The organism is Nocardioides candidus, assembly GCF_041321175.1.
In the GTDB taxonomy this organism is placed as follows: domain Bacteria; phylum Actinomycetota; class Actinomycetes; order Propionibacteriales; family Nocardioidaceae; genus Nocardioides.
The window spans coordinates 1-19,435 of the sequence record NZ_JBGGWC010000004.1; the positions used below are offsets into that span (position 1 = coordinate 1).

At 70.6% G+C, this 19,435-nt stretch carries 21 protein-coding genes; 8 read left to right on the plus strand and 13 right to left on the minus strand.

Features of this window, described 5'->3' with window-relative positions:
- Positions 1-460 (plus strand): transposase (locus tag ACAX67_RS17165; protein WP_370705097.1); only part of this gene is annotated, 460 nt, incomplete at its 5' end.
- A gap of 365 nt (positions 461-825) precedes the next feature.
- On the opposite strand, the gene ACAX67_RS17170 is transcribed toward ACAX67_RS17165, so the two are convergent.
- From ACAX67_RS17170 to ACAX67_RS17190, 5 genes are all read right to left on the minus strand, one after another.
- Entirely contained in the window at positions 826-1,329 is a 504-nt protein-coding gene (locus ACAX67_RS17170; RefSeq protein WP_370705098.1) for a hypothetical protein, read from the minus strand.
- Positions 1,330-1,381: 52 nt separating this feature from the next.
- Positions 1,382-2,035, minus strand: coding sequence for a calcium-binding protein (locus ACAX67_RS17175; protein WP_370705099.1), 654 nt, complete (start codon positions 2,033-2,035; stop codon positions 1,382-1,384).
- A 180-nt stretch (positions 2,036-2,215) separates the two neighbouring features.
- Positions 2,216-3,430, minus strand: coding sequence for an oxygenase MpaB family protein (locus ACAX67_RS17180; protein ID WP_370705100.1), 1,215 nt, complete (start codon positions 3,428-3,430; stop codon positions 2,216-2,218).
- Positions 3,431-3,505: 75 nt separating this feature from the next.
- A complete protein-coding gene (locus tag ACAX67_RS17185) occupies positions 3,506-3,955 on the minus strand; it encodes a DUF6918 family protein (protein WP_370705101.1) in 450 nt (149 codons plus the stop codon).
- 264 nt (positions 3,956-4,219) lie between these two features.
- Entirely contained in the window at positions 4,220-4,681 is a 462-nt protein-coding gene (locus ACAX67_RS17190) for a VOC family protein (protein ID WP_370705102.1), read from the minus strand.
- A gap of 89 nt (positions 4,682-4,770) precedes the next feature.
- Here ACAX67_RS17190 and ACAX67_RS17195 point away from each other — a divergent pair, with 89 nt between their 5' ends.
- Positions 4,771-5,832: a tellurite resistance/C4-dicarboxylate transporter family protein gene (locus ACAX67_RS17195; RefSeq protein ID WP_370705103.1), complete on the plus strand. Its 1,062-nt coding sequence runs from the start codon at positions 4,771-4,773 to the stop codon at positions 5,830-5,832.
- On the opposite strand, the gene ACAX67_RS17200 is transcribed toward ACAX67_RS17195, so the two are convergent.
- Together ACAX67_RS17200 and ACAX67_RS17205 are read right to left on the minus strand one after the other, a co-directional pair.
- The gene (locus tag ACAX67_RS17200) at positions 5,817-8,174 is read right to left on the minus strand and encodes an ATP-binding cassette domain-containing protein (RefSeq protein WP_370705104.1); all 2,358 of its coding nucleotides are present in this window, start codon (positions 8,172-8,174) and stop codon (positions 5,817-5,819) included. The genes ACAX67_RS17195 and ACAX67_RS17200 overlap by 16 nt on opposite strands.
- Before the next feature lie 26 nt (positions 8,175-8,200).
- The gene (locus ACAX67_RS17205) at positions 8,201-8,611 is read right to left on the minus strand and encodes a VOC family protein (RefSeq protein ID WP_370705105.1); all 411 of its coding nucleotides are present in this window, start codon (positions 8,609-8,611) and stop codon (positions 8,201-8,203) included.
- An 83-nt stretch (positions 8,612-8,694) separates the two neighbouring features.
- Here ACAX67_RS17205 and ACAX67_RS17210 point away from each other — a divergent pair, with 83 nt between their 5' ends.
- Positions 8,695-9,858 (plus strand): alpha-hydroxy-acid oxidizing protein, encoded by a 1,164-nt coding sequence (locus ACAX67_RS17210; RefSeq protein WP_370705106.1) that lies wholly within the window; start codon positions 8,695-8,697, stop codon positions 9,856-9,858.
- Here the strand turns inward: ACAX67_RS17210 and ACAX67_RS17215 are convergent.
- The 5 genes from ACAX67_RS17215 to ACAX67_RS17235 form a co-directional block, all read right to left on the minus strand.
- A complete protein-coding gene (locus tag ACAX67_RS17215) occupies positions 9,845-10,693 on the minus strand; it encodes an SDR family oxidoreductase (RefSeq protein WP_370705107.1) in 849 nt (282 codons plus the stop codon). The genes ACAX67_RS17210 and ACAX67_RS17215 overlap by 14 nt on opposite strands.
- Positions 10,690-11,124 carry a helix-turn-helix transcriptional regulator gene (locus ACAX67_RS17220; protein ID WP_370705108.1) on the minus strand — a complete coding sequence of 145 codons (435 nt, stop codon included), beginning with the start codon at positions 11,122-11,124 and terminating at the stop codon, positions 10,690-10,692. Before ACAX67_RS17220 ends, ACAX67_RS17215 begins: the two co-directional genes overlap by 4 nt.
- 43 nt (positions 11,125-11,167) lie before the next feature.
- On the minus strand, positions 11,168-11,923 hold the full coding sequence (locus tag ACAX67_RS17225; RefSeq protein WP_370705109.1) for an alpha/beta hydrolase family protein: 756 nt from the start codon (positions 11,921-11,923) through the stop codon (positions 11,168-11,170).
- Between the two features lie 36 nt (positions 11,924-11,959).
- A complete protein-coding gene (locus ACAX67_RS17230) occupies positions 11,960-12,160 on the minus strand; it encodes a hypothetical protein (RefSeq protein WP_370705110.1) in 201 nt (66 codons plus the stop codon).
- 106 nt (positions 12,161-12,266) lie between these two features.
- On the minus strand, positions 12,267-13,505 hold the full coding sequence (locus ACAX67_RS17235; RefSeq protein ID WP_370705111.1) for a GGDEF domain-containing protein: 1,239 nt from the start codon (positions 13,503-13,505) through the stop codon (positions 12,267-12,269).
- A gap of 305 nt (positions 13,506-13,810) precedes the next feature.
- Here ACAX67_RS17235 and ACAX67_RS17240 point away from each other — a divergent pair, with 305 nt between their 5' ends.
- Together ACAX67_RS17240 and ACAX67_RS17245 are read left to right on the plus strand one after the other, a co-directional pair.
- Complete coding sequence (locus ACAX67_RS17240) at positions 13,811-13,960, plus strand: hypothetical protein (RefSeq protein WP_370705112.1); 150 nt, start codon at positions 13,811-13,813, stop codon at positions 13,958-13,960.
- A 53-nt stretch (positions 13,961-14,013) separates the two neighbouring features.
- On the plus strand, positions 14,014-14,547 hold the full coding sequence (locus tag ACAX67_RS17245; protein ID WP_370705113.1) for an META domain-containing protein: 534 nt from the start codon (positions 14,014-14,016) through the stop codon (positions 14,545-14,547).
- A gap of 3 nt (positions 14,548-14,550) precedes the next feature.
- Here ACAX67_RS17245 and ACAX67_RS17250 read toward each other — a convergent pair whose 3' ends face one another.
- Positions 14,551-15,567, minus strand: a complete 1,017-nt coding sequence (locus ACAX67_RS17250) for a zinc-dependent alcohol dehydrogenase family protein (protein ID WP_370705114.1) — start codon at positions 15,565-15,567, stop codon at positions 14,551-14,553.
- Positions 15,568-15,662: 95 nt separating this feature from the next.
- Here ACAX67_RS17250 and relB point away from each other — a divergent pair, with 95 nt between their 5' ends.
- Genes relB through ACAX67_RS17265 form a run of 3 tightly spaced genes read left to right on the plus strand, consistent with a single transcriptional unit; the run spans position 15,663 to position 19,362 of the window.
- The gene (gene relB, locus ACAX67_RS17255) at positions 15,663-17,213 is read left to right on the plus strand and encodes a type II toxin-antitoxin system RelB family anti-toxin (RefSeq protein WP_370705115.1); all 1,551 of its coding nucleotides are present in this window, start codon (positions 15,663-15,665) and stop codon (positions 17,211-17,213) included.
- Between the two features lie 8 nt (positions 17,214-17,221).
- Positions 17,222-17,995 (plus strand): glycerophosphodiester phosphodiesterase family protein, encoded by a 774-nt coding sequence (locus ACAX67_RS17260; RefSeq protein WP_370705116.1) that lies wholly within the window; start codon positions 17,222-17,224, stop codon positions 17,993-17,995.
- The gene (locus ACAX67_RS17265; protein WP_370705117.1) at positions 17,992-19,362 is read left to right on the plus strand and encodes an MFS transporter; all 1,371 of its coding nucleotides are present in this window, start codon (positions 17,992-17,994) and stop codon (positions 19,360-19,362) included. Before ACAX67_RS17260 ends, ACAX67_RS17265 begins: the two co-directional genes overlap by 4 nt.
- The last annotated feature ends 73 nt before the right edge of the window (positions 19,363-19,435 follow it).

A 19,435-nucleotide genomic window follows, 5' to 3' on the forward strand; every position in this document is an offset into this window, starting at 1 on the left:
TCGGCTGTTGGTCGAGGTCGGCGACATCACTCGGTTCCCCGACCGCAACCACTTCGCCTCCTGGACCGGCACCGCACCCATCGACGCCTCCTCCGGCGACCATGTCCGCCACCGGCTATCGCGTGGCGGGAATCGGCAGATCAACAAGACCCTGCACATCATGGCCACCGTCCAGCTCCGCAATGCCACCGACGGCCGCGCCTACTACGACCGCAAGAAGGCCGCCGGCAAGACCTCGAACGAGGCGATGCGCTGCCTCAAACGCCGGCTATCCGACGCCGTCTACCGGACCCTCCTGGCCGACCTGGCCGCGCACACAGCGACGGGCCCGGGAGGGCAACAGGGAAACGTCTCTGAATCCAGCGCGACCGGCTCGCATCCCGATGCCGGCTCTTCGGACAAGCCACTCCGCGGACCCGCCACGAGCCAGCCTAAACCCGAGCTCCCGAAGGTGTCTTGACACAGAAGGGAGCCAATAGCGGGCGGATCCGCGCAGCAGCAGACCGTCAGCCGTGAGGCACTTCGGTTGTGTGCCGGTGGGGCCTCGTGCTCGGGAAGGCCCGTCCGCGCTTCGCTTGCCGGGCGGGCCTTCCCGAGCGCGGGTGGCTCCAGCGGTTCACGATCCGGGGTTGCAGCACGGTCCTACGCAGCCGCTGACGTGAGCACCCGCGGCGACGAGTTCGGCACGCAGGAGCGGCCAGCACTCCGAGCACGCCACTACCGCCAGGCCGTCATCGACCGGGACGACGTGATCGACCGGACGTTCCAGGCAGTTCGGACACAGACCCGCCCGAGCAGCGTTGCGCCGCATCCGTCGACCCGCCCTCATGCCGCCACCAACTCCCCCGACCAGCCCGCCAGCAACGCCAGTTCCAGCCCCGCCTGACCCGGCATCCACTCACCCACCCCACGCGCCGCAGATCGCCCGCGATCGTTGTTGCGCAGCATCGAGCGCACCCGCGACACCCGCCGCCACGCCCGCCGCGCCTCATCAGTGCCCGGACGCGTAGCCAGCGCCGCCGTCCGGGCCTCAGCGATGACGTAGGAGCGGACCAGGCGCCGCCAGCGATGGAACGCCAGCCCCTCCAGGGTCACCTTCAACGGCTCGCCGATCGGCCAGTCCCCGCCCTTGCCCCACAGTCGTCCGGTGGACTCCCAGCCCGCGGGCTTGCCCTGCCGTTGGTAGTGCGCCACACCGCGGGATGCGTGCTTGCTCAGGTACTTCAACCAGCCCTCAGGCCCGGTGATCGCACGAGCGTCCTGACTGATCGAGGCAGCCCCGTACGCGGCCGCCAGCCGGAGCCAGGTGGCGACTGTCCAGGTGCCCACGTTGTCACTTATCGGCGATACTCGTACGAGGGGCGACCAGCTGCCAGTTGAGTCAGGATCCGTCCGCCGCGGAGTGTCGCTCCTCGCAGGTGCGCGCCACGTCGTGCCCCTCTTCGCCGAAGCACTGGTCGTGCCCCGGACCGCCGGCGAGACGGTCGTCGCCCTGGCTGCCCAGGAGCGTGTCATCTCCGTAGCCGCCGAGAACGCGATCCTTCGAGCGGCCGCCCAGCAGGTCGTCGGGCCCGGGGCCGCCGAACACGAGGTCGGCGTGTCGACCGCCGACGATCCGGTCGGCGCCGTCTCCGCCGGTGAGCAGGTCGTTGTCGCCTCCGCCGTCCAGGGCGTCGTCGCCGGGGCCTCCGTCGATGACGTCGTCGCCTCCTCCTCCCCAGACGGCGTCGCCGCCGTCGCCAGCATCCACCTCGTCGGCGTCCCTGCTGCCGTCCACGCGGTCGGCGCCGTCCCCGGAACAGATCTTGTCCCTACCCGCCTCTCCGCGGATCACGTCGTCGCCGTCGGTCCCGAGGATGACGTCGTCGCCCTCCGTCGCCGACGCCTCCGGGCCCCAGAAGATGGTCACCGGCTCCCCGAGGCACACAGGAACGGGTCCGCGTTCTGCTGCGACCGTCGCGCCGCTCGTCGTCGCGAAACACACCGCGCCGACGGCCAGCAGGCTGGAGATCGCGGCCAGCCTCGATGTCGTCACCGAAGGAGCATCCCTCAACGAAGCACGTCGCGCAGCCCTCACGACTCGACGGTCGTAGTCGGACGGGAGGACTGGGACCCGTGAGCTTGATGTGACTCAGGAGGCGGCCTGCCGAGCTCCCCACCCCGCTTGCCCCCGTTCGGCTACGGCGACCCGGTAGTCGCTGGAGCCATCGGATGGTCAGCTGTAGTTCGGGTTGTTCCCCGTCGGCAGCGTGATGTTCACGCGCTTGCCCTCCCCCAGGAAGAACATCACACCCTGGCGGAGGAACTCGTCGAACAGCCAGTAGCCCTCCGGCGCCAGCGGCAGCGCCAAGCCGAGCTCGCGGAACCGGATGAACGGAGGCCAACCGGCCTTCACCATGCCGTCGTACGGTGACTTGGGGATCTGCAACCAAGCCGCGATCTGGTCGCCGAGGCAGAACCGGGCGAACGCCTGCAGCATCGGCTTGGTCAGGCCGTGGTCGTACTCCGCGGCGAGGTTGAGCAGCGTCTTCGCCAGCGAGATGCCCTCGGGCGTCGGCGCGAGGATCGGGTCGAGCACCTGACGCGACTGGTCGTTGGCGGAGGCCCAGTCGGCGGGGATGTACTCGTCCTTGACCCCGAGCATGTGCGCGGTGATCTGCCACAGGTGCAGGAACGCGTCGGAGTCCGCGGTCGTGACCGGCACCCGCCAGGCGGCGAGCTTGTTGCGGCTGAAGGTCGCGAGGCTGTGCCAGGTCACCATGATGTCGGCCTGGCTGATCGGGAGGTGCTCCTCGGCGCCGGCCTTCCAGTGGCCTGACTGCGGCAGCAGGTGGCGTACGGCGGCGTGGGTGATCCGCGTCTTGAGGCAGGTCACGACCATCTGACCGCTCGGGCCGTAGGCGCCCTTCGCGCCGATGTCGTAGCCGAGCTTCGCGGTCTTGGCGATCCGCTCCTTCATGTCCGCGCCGCCGGCGGAGTAGTACACCGCGCGCGCCTCGCGCGGGATCACGCAGCTCATCATCCCGCTGCCGAACCCGTAGAGGATCCCGAGGTAGAGCCCCCGCCTCTCGTAGAACCGGAAGACCCGGTCGAGCTTGGCCTGGTCGGTCCATGCCGGGAGCTGGCGCGCCCGCTCGAGGAAGGACCGGAGCTCGCTCGGAAGGCCGTCGGGCAACGGTTGCTCGTTGTGCGTCCAGCCGGCCAGCAGGTCGTTGACGAGGTCGACCTCCCCGCGCTCGAAGACGCCGGCGACGATCCGGTCCGCCTCGTCGTCCCAGACGTACTTCGGGTCGATGCCGGTGCCGGTGCCGAGGACGGACCGGCTCGGTGACCAGCTCCACGCCGCCGTCGGCGCGACGATCCCGAGCGCCCCGACCGCGCCCAGCGCGCTGCTCCCCCACAGCACCGAGCGCCTGCTCAGTCCGTCCATTCCGGCCTCCGTGACGATACGATGATACGCGTTGCGTCTCTTTGTATCAGAGCGGGCCGGACGACGGCAAGACCCTCAGGCCTCGCGCGCGGCGTGCTTCTGCAGCGTCGCGCCGAGGCGCGGCAGCGCGGCCTGGACGTGGGTGTCGGCCTTGCCCCGGAGCGCGCGGTAAACCTTCTTCAGCGCCTCCTTCGAGCTGGCCTCTGCCCGCGCGTCGGTGATCGCGAGCAGTGCCGCCGAGACCTGTGCACCGTGCTGGGCGAGATAGGCACCGAAGTCCGACCCGCCCTCGGCGACGAACCGGTCCCAGAACGGGTCCAGCGCCACAGCGGCGTCCGGCAGCAACCGCCGTACGGCCTTGCGCACCAGGTCGGGCATCACCTTGGTCGCGGTGGCGTACCCGGCCTTCAGGCCCGCGCCCGACATCCCCTTCTTGTCGGCGACCTCCTGCCGCACCACGTCGACCAGGTCGGTCACCACGGCGGGACGGTTCTTCTTGGCCAACAGCTGCTTCGAGAGGCTCATGGCACCGAACCGTATCGAGCGACCGCGAACGGCACACGACCACGGTCGACGGATGATCAGCGCGACAACGGGTACCTGGGGGTCACGGAGCGTGAGAGAGAACGGAGATGGAAATGGTCATTCTTGGCGTCATTCTGTTGATCATCGGCCTGGTGGCCAGCATCCCAGTGCTCACCACCATCGGCGCGATCCTGATCGTCGTCGGCCTGGTGCTGAACCTGGTCCCGATCGGCGGCACCCGTCGGACCTACTACTAGGTAGCAGTCAGTCCAGGCAGAACTCGTTGCCCTCGGGGTCCTTCATCACGATGAATCCCAGGCTCATCGGCGGGTCGGGCTCGTAGCGTCGGTAGCGCGACGCGCCGAGCCCGACCAGCCGGCCGCACTCGGCCTCGAGCGCCGCCATCCGCTCCTCCCCCTGGAGCCCCGGCGCCGCACGCACGTCGAGATGCACCCGGTTCTTCGCGACCTTGTCCTCCGGCACCTGCTGGAAGAAGAGGCGCGGACCGGCCCCCGCAGGATCCTCCACGGCCGATGCCGAGTTGCGCCGGTCGACCGGCACCCCGCTGCGCTCGAGGAAATCGTCCCAAGCGGCGAGCGGGTCAGCGCCCTCGTCGAGGTCGACCCCCGGGGGCCCCGGGTGGACGTAGCCGAGCACGTCGCGCCAGAAAGTCGACAGGGCGCGCGGGTCGTGGGCGTCGAAGGTGATCTGGATCTGCCGCGTCATCCCGCCATCGTGCCGCGACCCACCGACACCCGCCGAGCGGCGCAGAGCACCTCTCGTCGCCGATCTGCCGGCGACGTACGCTCCTGGGCGTGACGGACGCCCTCGTGACCCGCGTCCGGCGAGCGGTCGAGGAGCTCGCGCCCGGCTACTTCTCCCTCGTCATGGCCACCGGCATCGTGTCCATCGGCCTGCGCGAACGGGGCCAGGTGGTGGTCTCCGACGTCCTGCTGGCCGTGGCGGTCCTGGCCTACACCGTGATCCTCGCGCTGTCGGTCTGGCGGTGCGCGTCGTACCCGGCTGCGGTCGCCGAGGACCTCGCCGACCCACGCCGAGCGTTCGGCTTCTTCACCTTCGTCGCCGGCACCGACGTGCTGGCGGTGCGGCTCGGGATGACCGGCGGCCGGGAGTGGCTGGTCGTGGGCCTCGCGGTCGCCGGGACCGCCTGGCTCGTCCTGGGGTACGTCGTCCCGTGGACCGCCGTGCTGGGACGCTCCGCCGGACCCGTGCTGCGGTCCGCCGACGGCACCTGGTTCACCTGCGTCGTCGCGGCCCAGTCGGTCGCGATCGTCGCCGCGTCGCTCGAGCCCGGGGTCCACTCCGACCGTGCCGCGCTCGCCCTGCTGGCCGTGGGCTGCTGGTCGGTCGGCGTGCTCCTCTACCTCCTGGTCGGCCTGGTCGTCGTGGTCCGGCTGCTGCTCCACCCCATCGGTCCCGAGGAGCTGACCCCGCCGTACTGGGTCTCGATGGGCGCCCTCGCCATCACGGTCGTCGCGGGCGCACGCATCGTTGAGATGACGGCGGTCCCCGTCGTGGAGGTCACCCGCGGTCTCGTCGCAGGTCTGGCCGTCGTGCTCTGGTCCGTCGCGACCTGGCTCGTCCCGGCGCTGGTGGCCGCGGGCTGCTGGCGGCACCTGCGCCACCGGGTGCCGCTCGACTACGAGCCGTCGCTGTGGAACGTGGTCTTCCCGCTCGGCATGTACGCCGTCGCCGGCATCGACCTCGGCGAGGCGGACCACCTCCCGATCGTCGCGCGCGTCGGCGACGCGGTGGTCTGGGTCGCCCTGGCCGCCTGGGTCGTGCTGCTCGTCGCGATGGTGCGCCACCTGCTCGCGTCGGCGATCCGCCCCCCCGGGCCTCAGCCCGCGACGTAGTCCGCGAGGTGCTGGCCGGTCAGTGTCGACCGGGCCGCGACCAGCTCGGCCGGCGTCCCCTCGAACACCACCGTGCCACCGTCGTGGCCGGCGCCCGGGCCGAGGTCGATGATCCAGTCGGCGTGCGCCATGACGGCCTGGTGGTGCTCGATGACGATCACCGACTTGCCGGCGTCGACCAGCCGGTCGAGCAGCCCCAGCAGGTTGTCGACGTCGGCGAGGTGCAGGCCGCTCGTCGGCTCGTCGAGCAGGTAGGTGCCGCCCTTCTCGGACAGGTGCATGGCGAGCTTGATGCGTTGCCGCTCACCGCCCGACAGCGTGTTGAGCGGCTGGCCGAGCTTGACGTAGCCCAGTCCCACGTCCTCCATCCGCGCGAGGATCGCGGCGGCGGCAGGTGTCCGCGCGTCACCGTCGGCGAAGAAGGCGTGCGCCTCGGTCACCGGCAGGTCGAGGACCTCGGCGATGTTGAGCCCGCCGTAGCGCAGCTCGAGCACCTCGGCCTGGAAGCGCTTCCCTCCGCAGTCCTCGCAGACGGTCGCGACCGTCTCCATGAAGCTCAGCTCGGTGTACACCATGCCGTTGCCGTTGCACCCCGGGCAGGCGCCCTCGGAGTTGGACGAGAAAAGAGCGGGCTTCACGCCGTTGGCCTTGGCGAACGCCTTGCGGATCGGCTCGAGGAGCCCGGTGTACGTCGCCGGGTTGCTGCGCCGGGAGCCCTTGATCGCTCCCTGGTCCACCACGACCACGTCGGCGGAGGCGGGCAGGGAGCCGTGGAGCAGCGAGCTCTTGCCGGAGCCCGCAACGCCGGTCACCACGCAGAGCACCCCGAGCGGCACGTCGACGTCGACGTCCTGGAGGTTGTGCGCGTTCGCACCCCTGATCTCCAGGACCCCCGTCCGCTCGCGCACCTCCTCCTTCAGCCGGGCGCGGTGGTCGAGGTGGGTGCCGGTCAGGGTGCCACTCCCCCGCAGCCCCTCGACGGTGCCCTCGAAGCACACCGCTCCCCCGGCCGTGCCGGCGCCGGGACCGAGGTCGACGACATGGTCGGCGATCGCGATCGTCTCGGGCTTGTGCTCCACGACCAGGACCGTGTTGCCCTTGTCGCGCAGGTCGCCGAGCAACCTGTTCATCCGCTGGATGTCGTGCGGGTGCAGCCCGACCGTCGGCTCGTCGAACACGTAGGTCACGTCTGTCAGCGCGGACCCGAGGTGCCGGATCATCTTCGTGCGCTGGGCCTCGCCTCCCGAGAGGCTGCCGGAGGGCCGGTCGAGCGACAGGTAGCCGAGGCCGATCTCGACGAACGAGTCGAAGAGGTGCAGCAGGTTGTCGACGAGCGGGGCGACGCCTGGCTCGACGATGCCGCGAATCCACTCGGCGGCGTCGGTGATCTGCATCGCGCAGATCTCGCCGATGTGGCGACCGCCGATCGTCGAGGACCGGGCGGACTCGTTCAGCCGGGTCCCCCCGCAGGCCGGGCAGGCGGCGAAGACGGCCGCGCGCTCCACGAACGCCTTGATGTGCGGCTGGAGCGAGTCGACGTCCTTGCTGAACATCGACTTGCGGATCTTCGGGATCAGGCCCTCGTAGGTCATGTTGATCTTGTCGACCTTGACCTTGCGGGGCTCGGCGTAGAGGAGGTCCTCGCGCTGCGCGTCCGTGAGCTTCGCGACCGGCACGTCGGAGGGGACGACGGCCTTGAAGGCGGCCACCATCCAGCCGTCCGCGGTGTAGCCGGGGACGAGGATCGCACCCTCCACCAGCGACCGGCTCTCGTCGATGATCGCGGTCAGGTCGAGGTCGGAGACGGTGCCGCGCCCCTCGCACTCCGCACACATGCCGCCGAGGTAGATCGCTTGCCGCACGACGTTCTTCTCGACCTTGCCGCCGGCCTTCTCGGTCTGCATCACGCCGCTGGCCTTCCGCGTCGGCACGTTGAAGGAGAACGCCGTGGGCGGCCCGATGTACGGCGACCCGAGCCTGCTGAAGAGCACCCGGAGCATCGCGTTGGCGTCGGTCACGGTGCCGACGGTGGAGCGCGCGTTGGCGCCCATCCGCTCCTGGTCGACCACGATCGCGGGCGTGATGCCCTCGAGCGAGTCGTAGTCGGGCCGGGCGAGGTTGGGCATGAAGCCCTGCACGAAGGTCGAGTAGGTCTCGTTGATCAGACGCTGCGACTCGGCAGCGATCGTGCCGAACACCAGGGAGCTCTTGCCGGAGCCCGACACGCCTGTGAAGACGGTCAGCCGGCGCTTCGGCAGCTCGATGTCGACGTCCTTGAGGTTGTTCTCGCGGGCGCCGCGGACGCGGATCAGGTCGTGGCTGTCGGCAGTGGGGGTGGCCATGGTCGAAGTTCTATCCGACGGCGCCGTCAGGCCGTCTGCTGGATGCGGATCTCGTTGCCGGCCGGGTCCCGGAACGCGCAGTCGCGGACGCCGTACGGCTGGTCGATCGGCTCCTGGGCGACCTCCGCGCCGCGGGACTGCAGCTCGTCGAACGTCGCGTCGATGTCGCTGGTCGCGAGGTTGATCCCGAAGTAGGTGCCCTTCACCATCAGCTCGAGGAGCGTGCGCTTCTCCTCCTCGGTGAGGCCCGGCGTGGCGGCCGGCGGGTGCAGCACGATGTTGGTGTCGGGCTGTCCCGGAGGACCGACGGTGATCCAGCGCATGTCGTCGTAGCCGACGTCCATCCGCACCTCGAACCCCATCGTGTCGCGGTAGAAGACCATCGACTCCTCGGCGTCGCGATGCGGGAGGAAGCTGGCGTGAATCTTGATGTCCATGGCCAGAAACCTACGGGCGCGCCCGAGGCGGCGCTTCTCGATTCCTGACCGGTCCCGGCCGAGCGGTGCGGCATCATGCGCGCATGGCCAACTTCTCCGACTTCAACCTCGGCATCTACCTCGGCGGGCTGAGCGGCACCAAGCCCCCCTTCCCGGTGACGTACGACGGCCTGGCCGCTGCCGCCGCCGAGATCCTCGACCCCGTGCTGCTCGACTACGTCGCCGGGGGCGCGGGCGACGAGCACACCCAGACGGCCAACACCGCTGCCTTCCGGCGGTGGGGCATCTACCCGCGGATGCTGTCGGGTGCTGCCGAGCGCGACCTGTCGATCGAGCTCTTCGGGCGGCGTCACCCCTCGCCGGTCTTCATGGCGCCGATCGGGGTCGTGGGCATCATGCACGAGAGTCAGCACGGTGACATCGAGGTCGCTCGCGCCGCCGCGCTCTCCGGGGTGCCTGCCGTGATGTCGACCCTGATGCAGGACCCGATGGAGGACGTCGCGGCGGAGCTGGGCGACACCCCGGGCTTCTACCAGCTCTACACCCCCAACGACCGCGAGCTCGCCGAGAGCTTCGTCCGCCGCGCGGAGGCGGCCGGCTACGCCGGCATCGTGGTCACCCTCGACACCTGGTCGCTCGGCTGGCGGCCCCGCGACCTCCAGCACGCGGCGATGCCCCAGCTGCAGGGCAAGTGCCTGGCCAACTACTTCAGCGACCCGGTGTTCCGCAGCCGGCTGGAGCGGACTCCCGAGGACGACCCCGGTGCCGCGACGATCGCGTGGGCGCTGACCTTCGGCAGCCCCGCGCTCTCGTGGGACGACCTCCCGTGGCTGCGCGGCCTCACCGACCTGCCCCTGCTGCTCAAGGGGATCTGCCACCCCGACGACGTGCGGCGGGCCAAGGACGGCGGCGTCGACGGGATCTACTGCTCGAACCATGGAGGACGGCAGGCCGCCAGCGCACCGGCCCTCGACCTCCTGCCGGGCGTGGTGGCCGCCGCCGACGGCCTGCCGGTCCTGTTCGACTCCGGCGTGCGCACCGGCGTCGACGTCGTCAAGGCGCTGGCCCTCGGGGCGACCGCGGTCGGCATCGGCCGCCCCTACGGCTGGGGCATCACCCTCGGCGGCGCGGCCGGCGCCCACCACGTGCTCCAGTGCCTGCTGGCCGAGGCCGACCTGACGATGGGCCTCAACGGCTACCGCAGCATCGAGGAGCTCACGCCCGACGTGCTGCTCAGGACGCCCTGAAGTCCGACACCCACGCCTCGCTGCGCGCCCACAGCTCTGCGGCGAGCTCGGGGGTGGCGACCTTCGACGGCTCCTTCTCCTTGCAGCTGGAGTAGTAGCGACCGGTCCGGCCGGCCACGTCGGGCGACGTGGCGCAGTGGAGGGAGGTCCGCGCGCCCTGCTCCGGAGACTTCATGAAGAGCTTCATGACGTGGCGCAGCCCGCCGGGCACCTCCCGCCAGACGTCGGAGGCGATGGCGCCCGGGTGCAGTGAGTACGTCGTCACGCCAGTGCCCTCCAGCCGTCGGCCGAGCTCCTGGGCGTGCAGCACGTTGGCGAGCTTGGACACGCAGTACTCGTCGAACGCGGTGCGGGTCGCCGACGGACGCCTGGTCGCGTCCCAGTCGATGCCCTTGGCGCGGTAGTGGCCGTCGCTGGCGACGTTGACGATCCGGCCCGGGCCGCTCGCGACGATGTGGTCGCGCAGCAGCTCGGTGAACAGGAAGGTGCCGACGTGGTTGGTGCCGAAGGCCAGCTCGAAACCGCTGGCGGTGAGGCCGCGCCGTCCGGCGAGCCCGGCGTTGTTGACCAGGACGTGGAGCGGCTCGCCGCTCGCCAGGAAGGTCTCGGCAGCCGTCCGGACGGAGGCCAGGTCGCCGAGGTCGAGCGGCACGTAGTCGAGGTCGGTGTTGCCGGTCTCGTCGGCGATCTCCGTCATCGCAGCCCGGGTCCGCTCCTCGGACCGGCCTGCGACCACGACCCGAGCGCCTCGCCCGGCCAGGGCCCGCGCGGTCTCCTTGCCGATCCCGGTGTTGGCGCCGGTCACCAGGAAGGTGCGGCCGCGCAGCTCGCTCACGACTGCTCCGCCGGACGTCGGCGCACCGGCCGCGTCACCTTCTTCGCGACGCACGCGATCATGCCCTCGGTCGAGCGGTCCGGGTCGTCACGGTAGACGCTCGGCGACACCCCGACGAGCTCGGTGAAGCGGGTGCTGAAGGTGCCGAGCGACGAGCAGCCGACAGCGAAGCAGACGTCGGTGACGCTGAGGTCGCCGCGCCGCAGCAGGGTCATCGCCCGCTCGATGCGCCGGGTCATCAGGTAGGAGTACGGCGGCTCGCCGTAGGCCTCCTTGAACTGCCGGCTGAGGTGGCCCGAGGACATCCCGACCCCCGCCGCGAGCGCCGCGACGTCAAGGGGTTCGGCGTACTCCCGGTCGATGCGGTCCTTCACCTTCCGCAGTAGCGCGAGGTCGCGCAGTCGCTGCGCGTCGGCGGGTCGGCTCGTCACGACCCGATCGTGCCATGCCGGGAGGACACCCGCGGAGCGGCGCTCAGTCGACGAGGTATTGGTCGGCCCACGCGGAGATGATCCGCCCCGCGCGCCTGCCCTGGCCAGGGGCGGTGAGGAGGTGGTCGGAGCCCTCGAGCGCCACGAAGCTGCGCGGGTGGCGGGCGGTGCGGAAGATCTCGCTGGCGTTGGCGATGCCGACGGTGTTGTCGGTCGGCGAGTGCATGACGAGCAGCGGTCGGTGGAGTCCGCGGATCGACTCGCGCAGGTCCGCCCGGCGCATGTCCTCGACGAAGGAGCGACGCAGGGTCAGCGCCTTCCCGCCGACGAGCCACTCGGCCTGGCCCTCCTCCATCACCCGGTCGACCAGCGAGTCGTACTGCGACTCCGCGTGCGCCGGCTCGATCGGCGCGCCGATGGTGACCACGGCGCGCGCCTCGGCCTCCGCCGCGGCCACCAGGGCCGCCGCGCCACCCAGCGAGTGCCCCACGAGCACGTCGACGGCCGTCCCGCGCTCCGCCATGAACCTCGCGGCGCGGACGGTGTCGGCGACCTTCTGGCTGAAGGAACCCGCGTCCCAGTCGCCGTCGGAGTCGGCCAGGCCGAGGTTGTCGTAGCGGAGCATGCCGATGCCGTCGCTCGCGAGCTGCTTGCAGATGCGGGCGGCGGCCGGGCAGTCCTTGCCGAGCGTGAGGCCGTGGACGAACAGGCCCCAGCCCCGGGCCTCCCCCACCGGCTCGTCGACGATCCCGGCGAGCATCGGGCCCGAGCTGCTCTCGAACCGCACCCGCGTCGCCATGGTGCGCAGGCTACTCGCGCGGCAGCCTCGCGGCGCTCAGCTGGCTTCGAGCCAGGACCCCGTCCGCGACACCACGACGCGGTGGTGCACCTCGCACATGCCGTGCTCCGTCACCGGGTCACGGTCGCACGTCGGGAACCCGCACCCCGAGGTCAACCCCTCGGGTCCGCCTGCCGGTCCTGCGTCGGAGGACGATCCTGCGCTCATCGTGGCCACCTTCCCCATCGTGGTGATCACTCCATGCTCCTCCGGGCGCACGGGCAACCACGTCCTGCGCTCGTCCACAGGTGTCCTGGTCACGACGGACTACCGATCGTGTCGATCGACGCGAGCGCGGCAGGGCTCAGGCGGCGTCGAGCACGATCATCCGGATCCGGTTGCGGCCGTCGCTCTTGGCGACGAAGACCGCCCGGTCCGCGGCGGTGAGCGCCTGGACGAACTCGACCGGGCCGTCGTCCGGCAGGACCGCGGAGATGCCGAGGCTGATGGTCACGCCGCCGGCGCCCGGGACGGGCGTGCTGGAGACGCGCGCCCGGATCCGCTCGGCGATGGCCGCTGCCTGGTCGGCCGTCACGTCGGGCAGGAAGATGCTGAACTCCTCACCGCCGAACCGGCCCAGGAGGTCGACCGCGCGCAGCTCGGCTCGGATCGCGTCGGAGACCACGGCGAGCGCGTCGTCGCCGAGCAGGTGGCCCCACTCCTCGTTGAACTCCTTGAAGTGGTCGAGGTCGGCGAAGATAAGGGAGTAGGGCTGGGCCTTGCGCCGGCAGCGCTCGGCGCCCTGCACGGAGAGACGCCGCCACGACTGGAACCGGAGGGCGCGGGTCTTGTCGTCGTACTCGGCCTTCTCGCGGAGCGGCTCGTGGAGGGCGGCCCGCTGGGTGATCAGGTAGACCGGCGCCAGGAGGACGACGAACCAGCCGCCCCCGGTCCAGATCGCGGCGGACAGGCCGCCGACGAGCAGCACGCCGGCCTCCGTCAGGTAGAACGACCGGGTGGCGAGGGTCTTGCGCAACCACACCTCGTCGTCGGGCTCGTTGAGGTAGGCGCTGCCGTGGAAGAGGACCGTCTCGACCGCCAGGAACGCCGCGGTCGCGGCGAGGACCCCGAGCAGCCCCACCAGGCCGTCGTCGCGCATGAGGTCGCGTTCGGTGCCGAGCACGAGGTGCGCCACCACGGACGCGGCGACGGCGGCGACGACGACGTACGCCGCCGACCCCACCCACTTCCACGCCGGCACCCGCAGGCCGCGCCACGAGGCGTGCAGGTAGGTGACGGCGACGACCGGGAGGAGGCACCAGGTCGGCAGGAGCAGCGCGCTCGCGAAGGCCCACGCGGAGAGGCCCTTGTGGGGGCGCTGGCTGCGGCTGACCCCTCCCTCGAGGAGCCTGCCCAGCTCGACGTTCACGATCGACAGGGCGACCAGGAGCAGGCCCGTGACCATCGGGTCGACCGTCGAGCGGCCGTGGCCGGCGTCGACCAGCGCGAACGGCAGCACGAGTGCGGCGAGCACCGCACCGACAACCCATGCCTGGCACGCCCGCGGTGTACCGAGGAACGGCCAGCTCCGAATGCTGCCCATCGAGGCCCCATTTCCTTGCGACCTTGGAGCGGTCGCTTCTCCTCCCCCGCGGCCGAACCTAAGGTCCGGCCCGTCCTGTGCGCAGCATATCGGCGCGGAACAGGCCGACCGTCGATCGAACCCGGCACGCCCGGACGGCACGCCTGGTCACAACGGGCCAGGACCGGGGCGCCCGAGGGTCCGATGACTTCCCTGCCCACGATCGGTCATCGTGGACGGGACCCACGCCCCGGCGGGACGCCCGTCGCGGTCGATGTATCAGATCCCCGCTCCGGCGACTCTGGGAGGGGAAGGAGGTAACGACGATGTGGGAGCAGACCCTCACGATGACCCAGGTGGACCACCTGTCGCACGACCTGCCCTGCCAGCGGTGCGGCCACGGTGTGCACACGTTCCTCCCCTGCGACGACGGCTGCGACTGTCCGCCGGTCGTCATGCCGGGCGAGGTCGCCTGAACGCTGGACGCCGTCCACTCCCCGGGCAGGCGCAGCTGTGGGAACCTGAGCGGGTGACGATCCGTCCCATCGGCGTGAAGAAGACCACCACCCTGGGCGCGCTGGCTGCCGCGGCCCTGCTCGTCTTCGCCGTCGGGGGCTGCGGCGACGGGGACTCCTCCTCCCGCGCCGAGGACCCACCGGCGACCACCGGCCTCTCGCTCAACGACCTCGACGGGAAGGTCTTCGCCACGGCGCAGGTCGACGGCCACGCCCTGGTGGACGAGACGGTCGTCCGCATCGGGTTCGCCGACGGTCAGGTGTCGGTCGACGCCGGCTGCAACCACATGACCGGCGGTGTCTCCCTCGACGGCGACCGACTGAAGGTGAGCAACCTGGCCGGCACCGAGATCGGCTGCGAGCAGGACCGCGCCGACCAGGACGCCTGGGTCGCGTCGTTCCTGACCGACGGACCGACCGCGGCACTCGACGGGGACACGCTCACCCTCACCGGCGGCGACGTCTCGATGGCCCTGGCGGCACAGGCCGTCGACGACTCGTCGAGCGACGGTGGCGATCCCGACGGCACCGTCACCGACAACGGCTGAGGCTCACGGCTCCAGCATGACCTTGATCGCGCGGCGCTCGTCCATCGCCCGGTAGGCCTCGGGCGACTCCGCCATCGGCAGCGTCAGGTCGAAGACCTTGCCGGGGTCGATCCGGCCCTCGACGACGAGGTCGAGCAGCTCGGGCAGGTAGCGCCGGACGGGCGCGATGCCGCCGCGGAGGCCGATGTTCTTCTGGAACATCCGCGACACGGGCAGCTCGACCCCGTGCGGCACGCCGACGAAGCCGACGGTCGCCCCGGCTCGCGCGACCGCGAAGGCCGTGCCCATCGAGTCGTCGGTGCCGACACACTCGAGCACGGCATCCGCACCGATCCCCTGCGTGATCTCCTTGACCGCCTTCGCGCCCTCGCGGCCGCGCCCGGCGACGATGTGGGTGGCTCCGAACTCGGTCGCCAGGGCCTGGCGGTCCGCGTGCCGCGACATGGCGATGATCGTCTCGGCGCCCATCACCGACGCAGCGAGCACGCCGCACAAGCCGACCGCACCGTCGCCCACCACCACGACCGAGCCGCCTGCGCGCACCCCGGCGGAGACGGCGGCGTGCCAGCCGGTGGGCATCACGTCGGTGAGCGCCAGCACGGACGGCAGGAGCGCGGCGTCGGGTGTGCCCTCGGTCGCCACGAGGCTTCCGTCGGCCTGGCCGACCCGCGCGTACTGCCCCTGGCCGCTGCTCGTCATGCTCATGTTGTCGCAGGCCGACTGCACGCCGGCGACGCAGTGCGCGCAGGTGTTGTCGCAGTGGCAGAAAGGCACGACCACGAAGTCACCGGCGCGGAAGTCGGAGACCTCGGAGCCGACCTCCTCGACCACGCCGACGCACTCGTGCCCGATCGTCGCGCCGGCCGAGATCGGGTTCTCGCCCCGGTAGGGCCACAGGTCGGAGCCGCAGACGCACCCGGCGGTGACCCTCACGATGGCGTCGGTCGGCTGCTTGATGACCGGGTCCGGGACCTCCTCGAACCGAATGTCACGCGGGCCGTGGATGGTGGTGGCGAGCATGCCGCCATCCTGCCGCATCACCCCAGAGGGCTGCTCGCCCACGGCCGCCCAACTGGGCGGTTGGCGTTATCTCATATATGAGTTACCTTCGTGGCATGACGGTCTCCCCCCTCATCGAGAGCGACGTCGACTACAAGGGTCGCATCGGCCAGCTGATCCGCGACGCGCGCAAGCACCGCGGGTTGACCCAGACCCAGCTCGCCGAACGGCTGGGGACCAGCCAGAGCGCGATCAACCGCATCGAGAAGGGCCACCAGAACCTCTCCCTGGAGATGCTCGCGCGCATCGGCACCGCCCTCGACTCCGAGATCGTCGCGCTCGGGGCCGGCCCGACCCACCTCCGGGTCAAGGGGCCGACCACGCTGTCCGGCGACATCGACGTGAAGACGTCGAAGAACGCCGGGGTCGCACTGCTGTGCGCGTCCCTTCTCAACCGCGGCCGCACGACGCTGCGCAAGGTCGCGCGGATCGAGGAGGTCAACCGCCTCCTGGAGGTGCTCGGCAGCCTCGGGGTGCAGACCCGGTGGATCAACGCCGAGAACGACCTCGAGATCGTCCCGCCCAAGGCCATCGACCTCAGTCGCATCGACGAGGAGGCTGCCCGCCGCACCCGCTCGGTGCTGATGTTCCTCGGGCCGTTGCTCCACCGCGCCGACAGCTTCGAGCTCCCCTACGCCGGTGGCTGCAACCTCGGCACCCGCACCGTCGAGCCGCACATGTCCGCGCTGCGGCCCTTCGGCCTCGAGGTCCACGCGACCGACGGGTGGTACCACGGCCGCGTCGACCGCAAAATCGTCCCCGGTCGGCCGATCGTGCTCACCGAACGCGGCGACACCGTCACCGAGAACGCCCTGATGGCCGCGGCGCTGCACCCGGGCACGACCGTGATCCGCAACGCCTCGTCCAACTACATGGTCCAGGACCTGTGCTTCTACCTCCAGGCGCTGGGGGTCGAGATCGACGGCATCGGTACGACGACGCTGACCGTGACGGGCAAGAAGGACATCGACGTCGACGTCGACTACGCGCCCAGCGAGGACCCGATCGAGGCGATGTCGCTGCTCGCAGCGGCGATCGTGACGAAGTCGGAGATCACCGTGCGGCGGGCCCCCATCGAGTTCCTCGAGATCGAGCTCGCGGTGCTCGAGGAGATGGGCTTCCGCTACGAGCTGTCCTCGGAGTACCTCGCCGCCAACGAGCGCACCCGGCTCGTCGACATCCGCACGTTCCCCTCCGAGCTGGTCGCCCCGCGCGACAAGATCCACCCGATGCCGTTCCCGGGCCTCAACATCGACAACCTCCCGTTCTTCGCGGTCATCGCGGCAGTGGCGGAGGGTCAGACCTACCTCCACGACTGGGTCTACGACAACCGCGCGATCTACCTGACCGAGCTCAACAAGCTCGGCGGCCGGGTGAGCCTGCTCGATCCGCACCGGGTGATGATCGAGGGCCCGACCTCGTGGACCGGCGCGGAGCTGATCTGTCCGCCTGCCCTGCGGCCCGCCGTGGTCGTGCTGCTGGCGATGCTCGCGAGCAAGGGGACGTCGGTGCTCCGCAGCACCTACGTCATCCACCGCGGCTACGAGGACCTCGCCGAACGCCTCAGCTCCCTGGGTGCCGAGATCGAGACCTTCCGGGACATCTGAGGCTCCCGATGTACCTCGAGCCCGGCCGGGTGATCGCGTTCGCCCACCGCGGCGGCGCCTACCATCCGGAGATCGAGGGGCTGGAGAACACGCTCGCTGCGTTCCGCCATGCAGCGGCGCTCGGCTACCGCTACCTCGAGACCGACGTGCACGTGACCGCCGACGGCGCGCTGCTCGCCTTCCACGACGACGTGCTCGACCGGGTGACGGACAAGATGGGCGCGATCCGCGACCTGACCCTGGCAGAGATCCGTGAGGCCAGGATCGGCGGCAGGGAGGAGATCCCGACCTTCGACCAGCTGCTCGACGCCTTCCCCGACGCGCGCTTCAACATCGACATCAAGTCCGACGGCGCCGTGGCGGCCCTGGCGAGCACCGTGCGCGAGCGCGACCTGTGGGACCGCGTGCTGGTCGGGTCCTTCGCCCCCGCCCGGATCCGGGAGTTCCGCAGGCTCACCGACGGGCGGGTGCCGACGGCGGCTCATCCGTGGGAGATCGCGGCCTTCCGGCTGCTCCCCAGCGCGCGGCTCGCCGCCCTGGTCGGCGGCCGCGGTTTCCAGGCCTTCCAGGTGCCCCGACGGCGCCGCCGGATCACGATCGTGACGCCCGGCCTGGTCCGGCGCGCCCATGCCGCCGGCAAGCACGTCCATGTCTGGACCATCGACGACGCCGACCAGATGCACGAGCTGCTCGATCTCGGTGTCGACGGCCTCTTCACGGATCGCACCGACGTGCTCAAGGATGTGCTCGTCGCCCGAGGCCTCTGGGAGGGAGCCCCGTGAACACGATCGCCGACCTGTCCCCGCTCAACAGACGCGCCGAGCAGCGCGCCTGGAACTGGTACGACTGGGCCAACTCCGCGTTCTACACGACGACCCTGACGGTCCTGTTCGGCCCGTTCATGATCACCGTGGCCGGTCGCGCGGCGGGCTGCGGCGACAGCGCCGACGACACCTGCAGCAAGACGGTCTCCGTGCTCGGGCTGCATCTCGCGGCCGGGTCGCTGCCGTCGTACCTGACCAGCTTCGCGACCATCGCGAGTGCGTTCCTGCTGCCGATCGTCGGCGCGATGGTGGACCGCTCGGGCCGCAAGCGGCTGCACATGGCCTGGTTCGCGTGGGGCGGCGCCTTCTTCGCGGCGCTGCTCTTCTTCATGCACGGCGACCACTGGCAGCTCGGCGCGGTCGCGGTCGTGGTGGCGAGCATCCTCGCGGGCTGCTCGCTGGTCAGCTACTACGCGATCCTCGTCGACATCTCCGTCGAGCACGAGCGCGACACCGTCTCGGCCCGCGGGTGGGCGTTCGGCTACCTCGGGGGTGGGCTGCTGCTCGTCCTCAACCTCGTCATGGTCGAGCTCCACGACTCCTTCGGCATCGACAAGGAGCTTGCGGTCCGCCTGTCGCTGCTGACCGCGGCGCTCTGGTGGGCCGGGTTCACGATCATTCCCGTCCTGCGCCTGCGCGACCGGCCGCCGCGCGACGTGGTGCCGGAGAGCGGCGGACTGGTCCACCGCAGCTTCGGGCAGCTGTGGGCCACCCTCAAGGACCTGCGCAACTACCCGATGACGATGACGTTCCTCATCGCCTACCTCTTCTACAACGACGGCATCCAGACCGTCATCGGCAGCGCGGCCATCTACGGGTCCAAGCAGCTGCACTTCGGCGACACGGTCCTGATCGGCGCGATCCTGCTGATCCAGTTCGTGGCCTTCGGCGGCGCCCTGCTGTTCGGCAGGATCGCCCGGACCCACGGCGCCTACCGGTGCCTGGTCGTCGGCACGGTCGCCTGGATGGTGATCGTGGTCCTGGCCATGTTCCTGCCCGAGAAGAACATCGCGCTCTTCCTCGCCATCGGGGTGGCCATCGCCCTGGTCATGGGCGGCACCCAGGCCCTGTCCCGGTCGTTCTACAGCCTGTTCATCCCGGCGGGGCGCGCAGGTGAGTACTACGCCCTCTACAACGCCTGTGAGCGCGGCACGTCCTGGTTCGGGACGCTGCTCTTCGGCGTGGTGTTCCAGGTGACCGGCTCCTACCGCCCGGCGATCGTGTCGCTGATCGTGTTCTTCGCGCTCGGGCTCTTCTTCCTCCTCCGCCTCGATCCCGAGCGCGGGATCGCGGACGCTGGCAACCGAACGCCTGCGATCGTGTGAATTCCTCCGGGCCCGAGCACCGTGTCCGGAAGGATTGAAACCTTTTCGGGCTGGGTAACGTTGTAGAGATTGG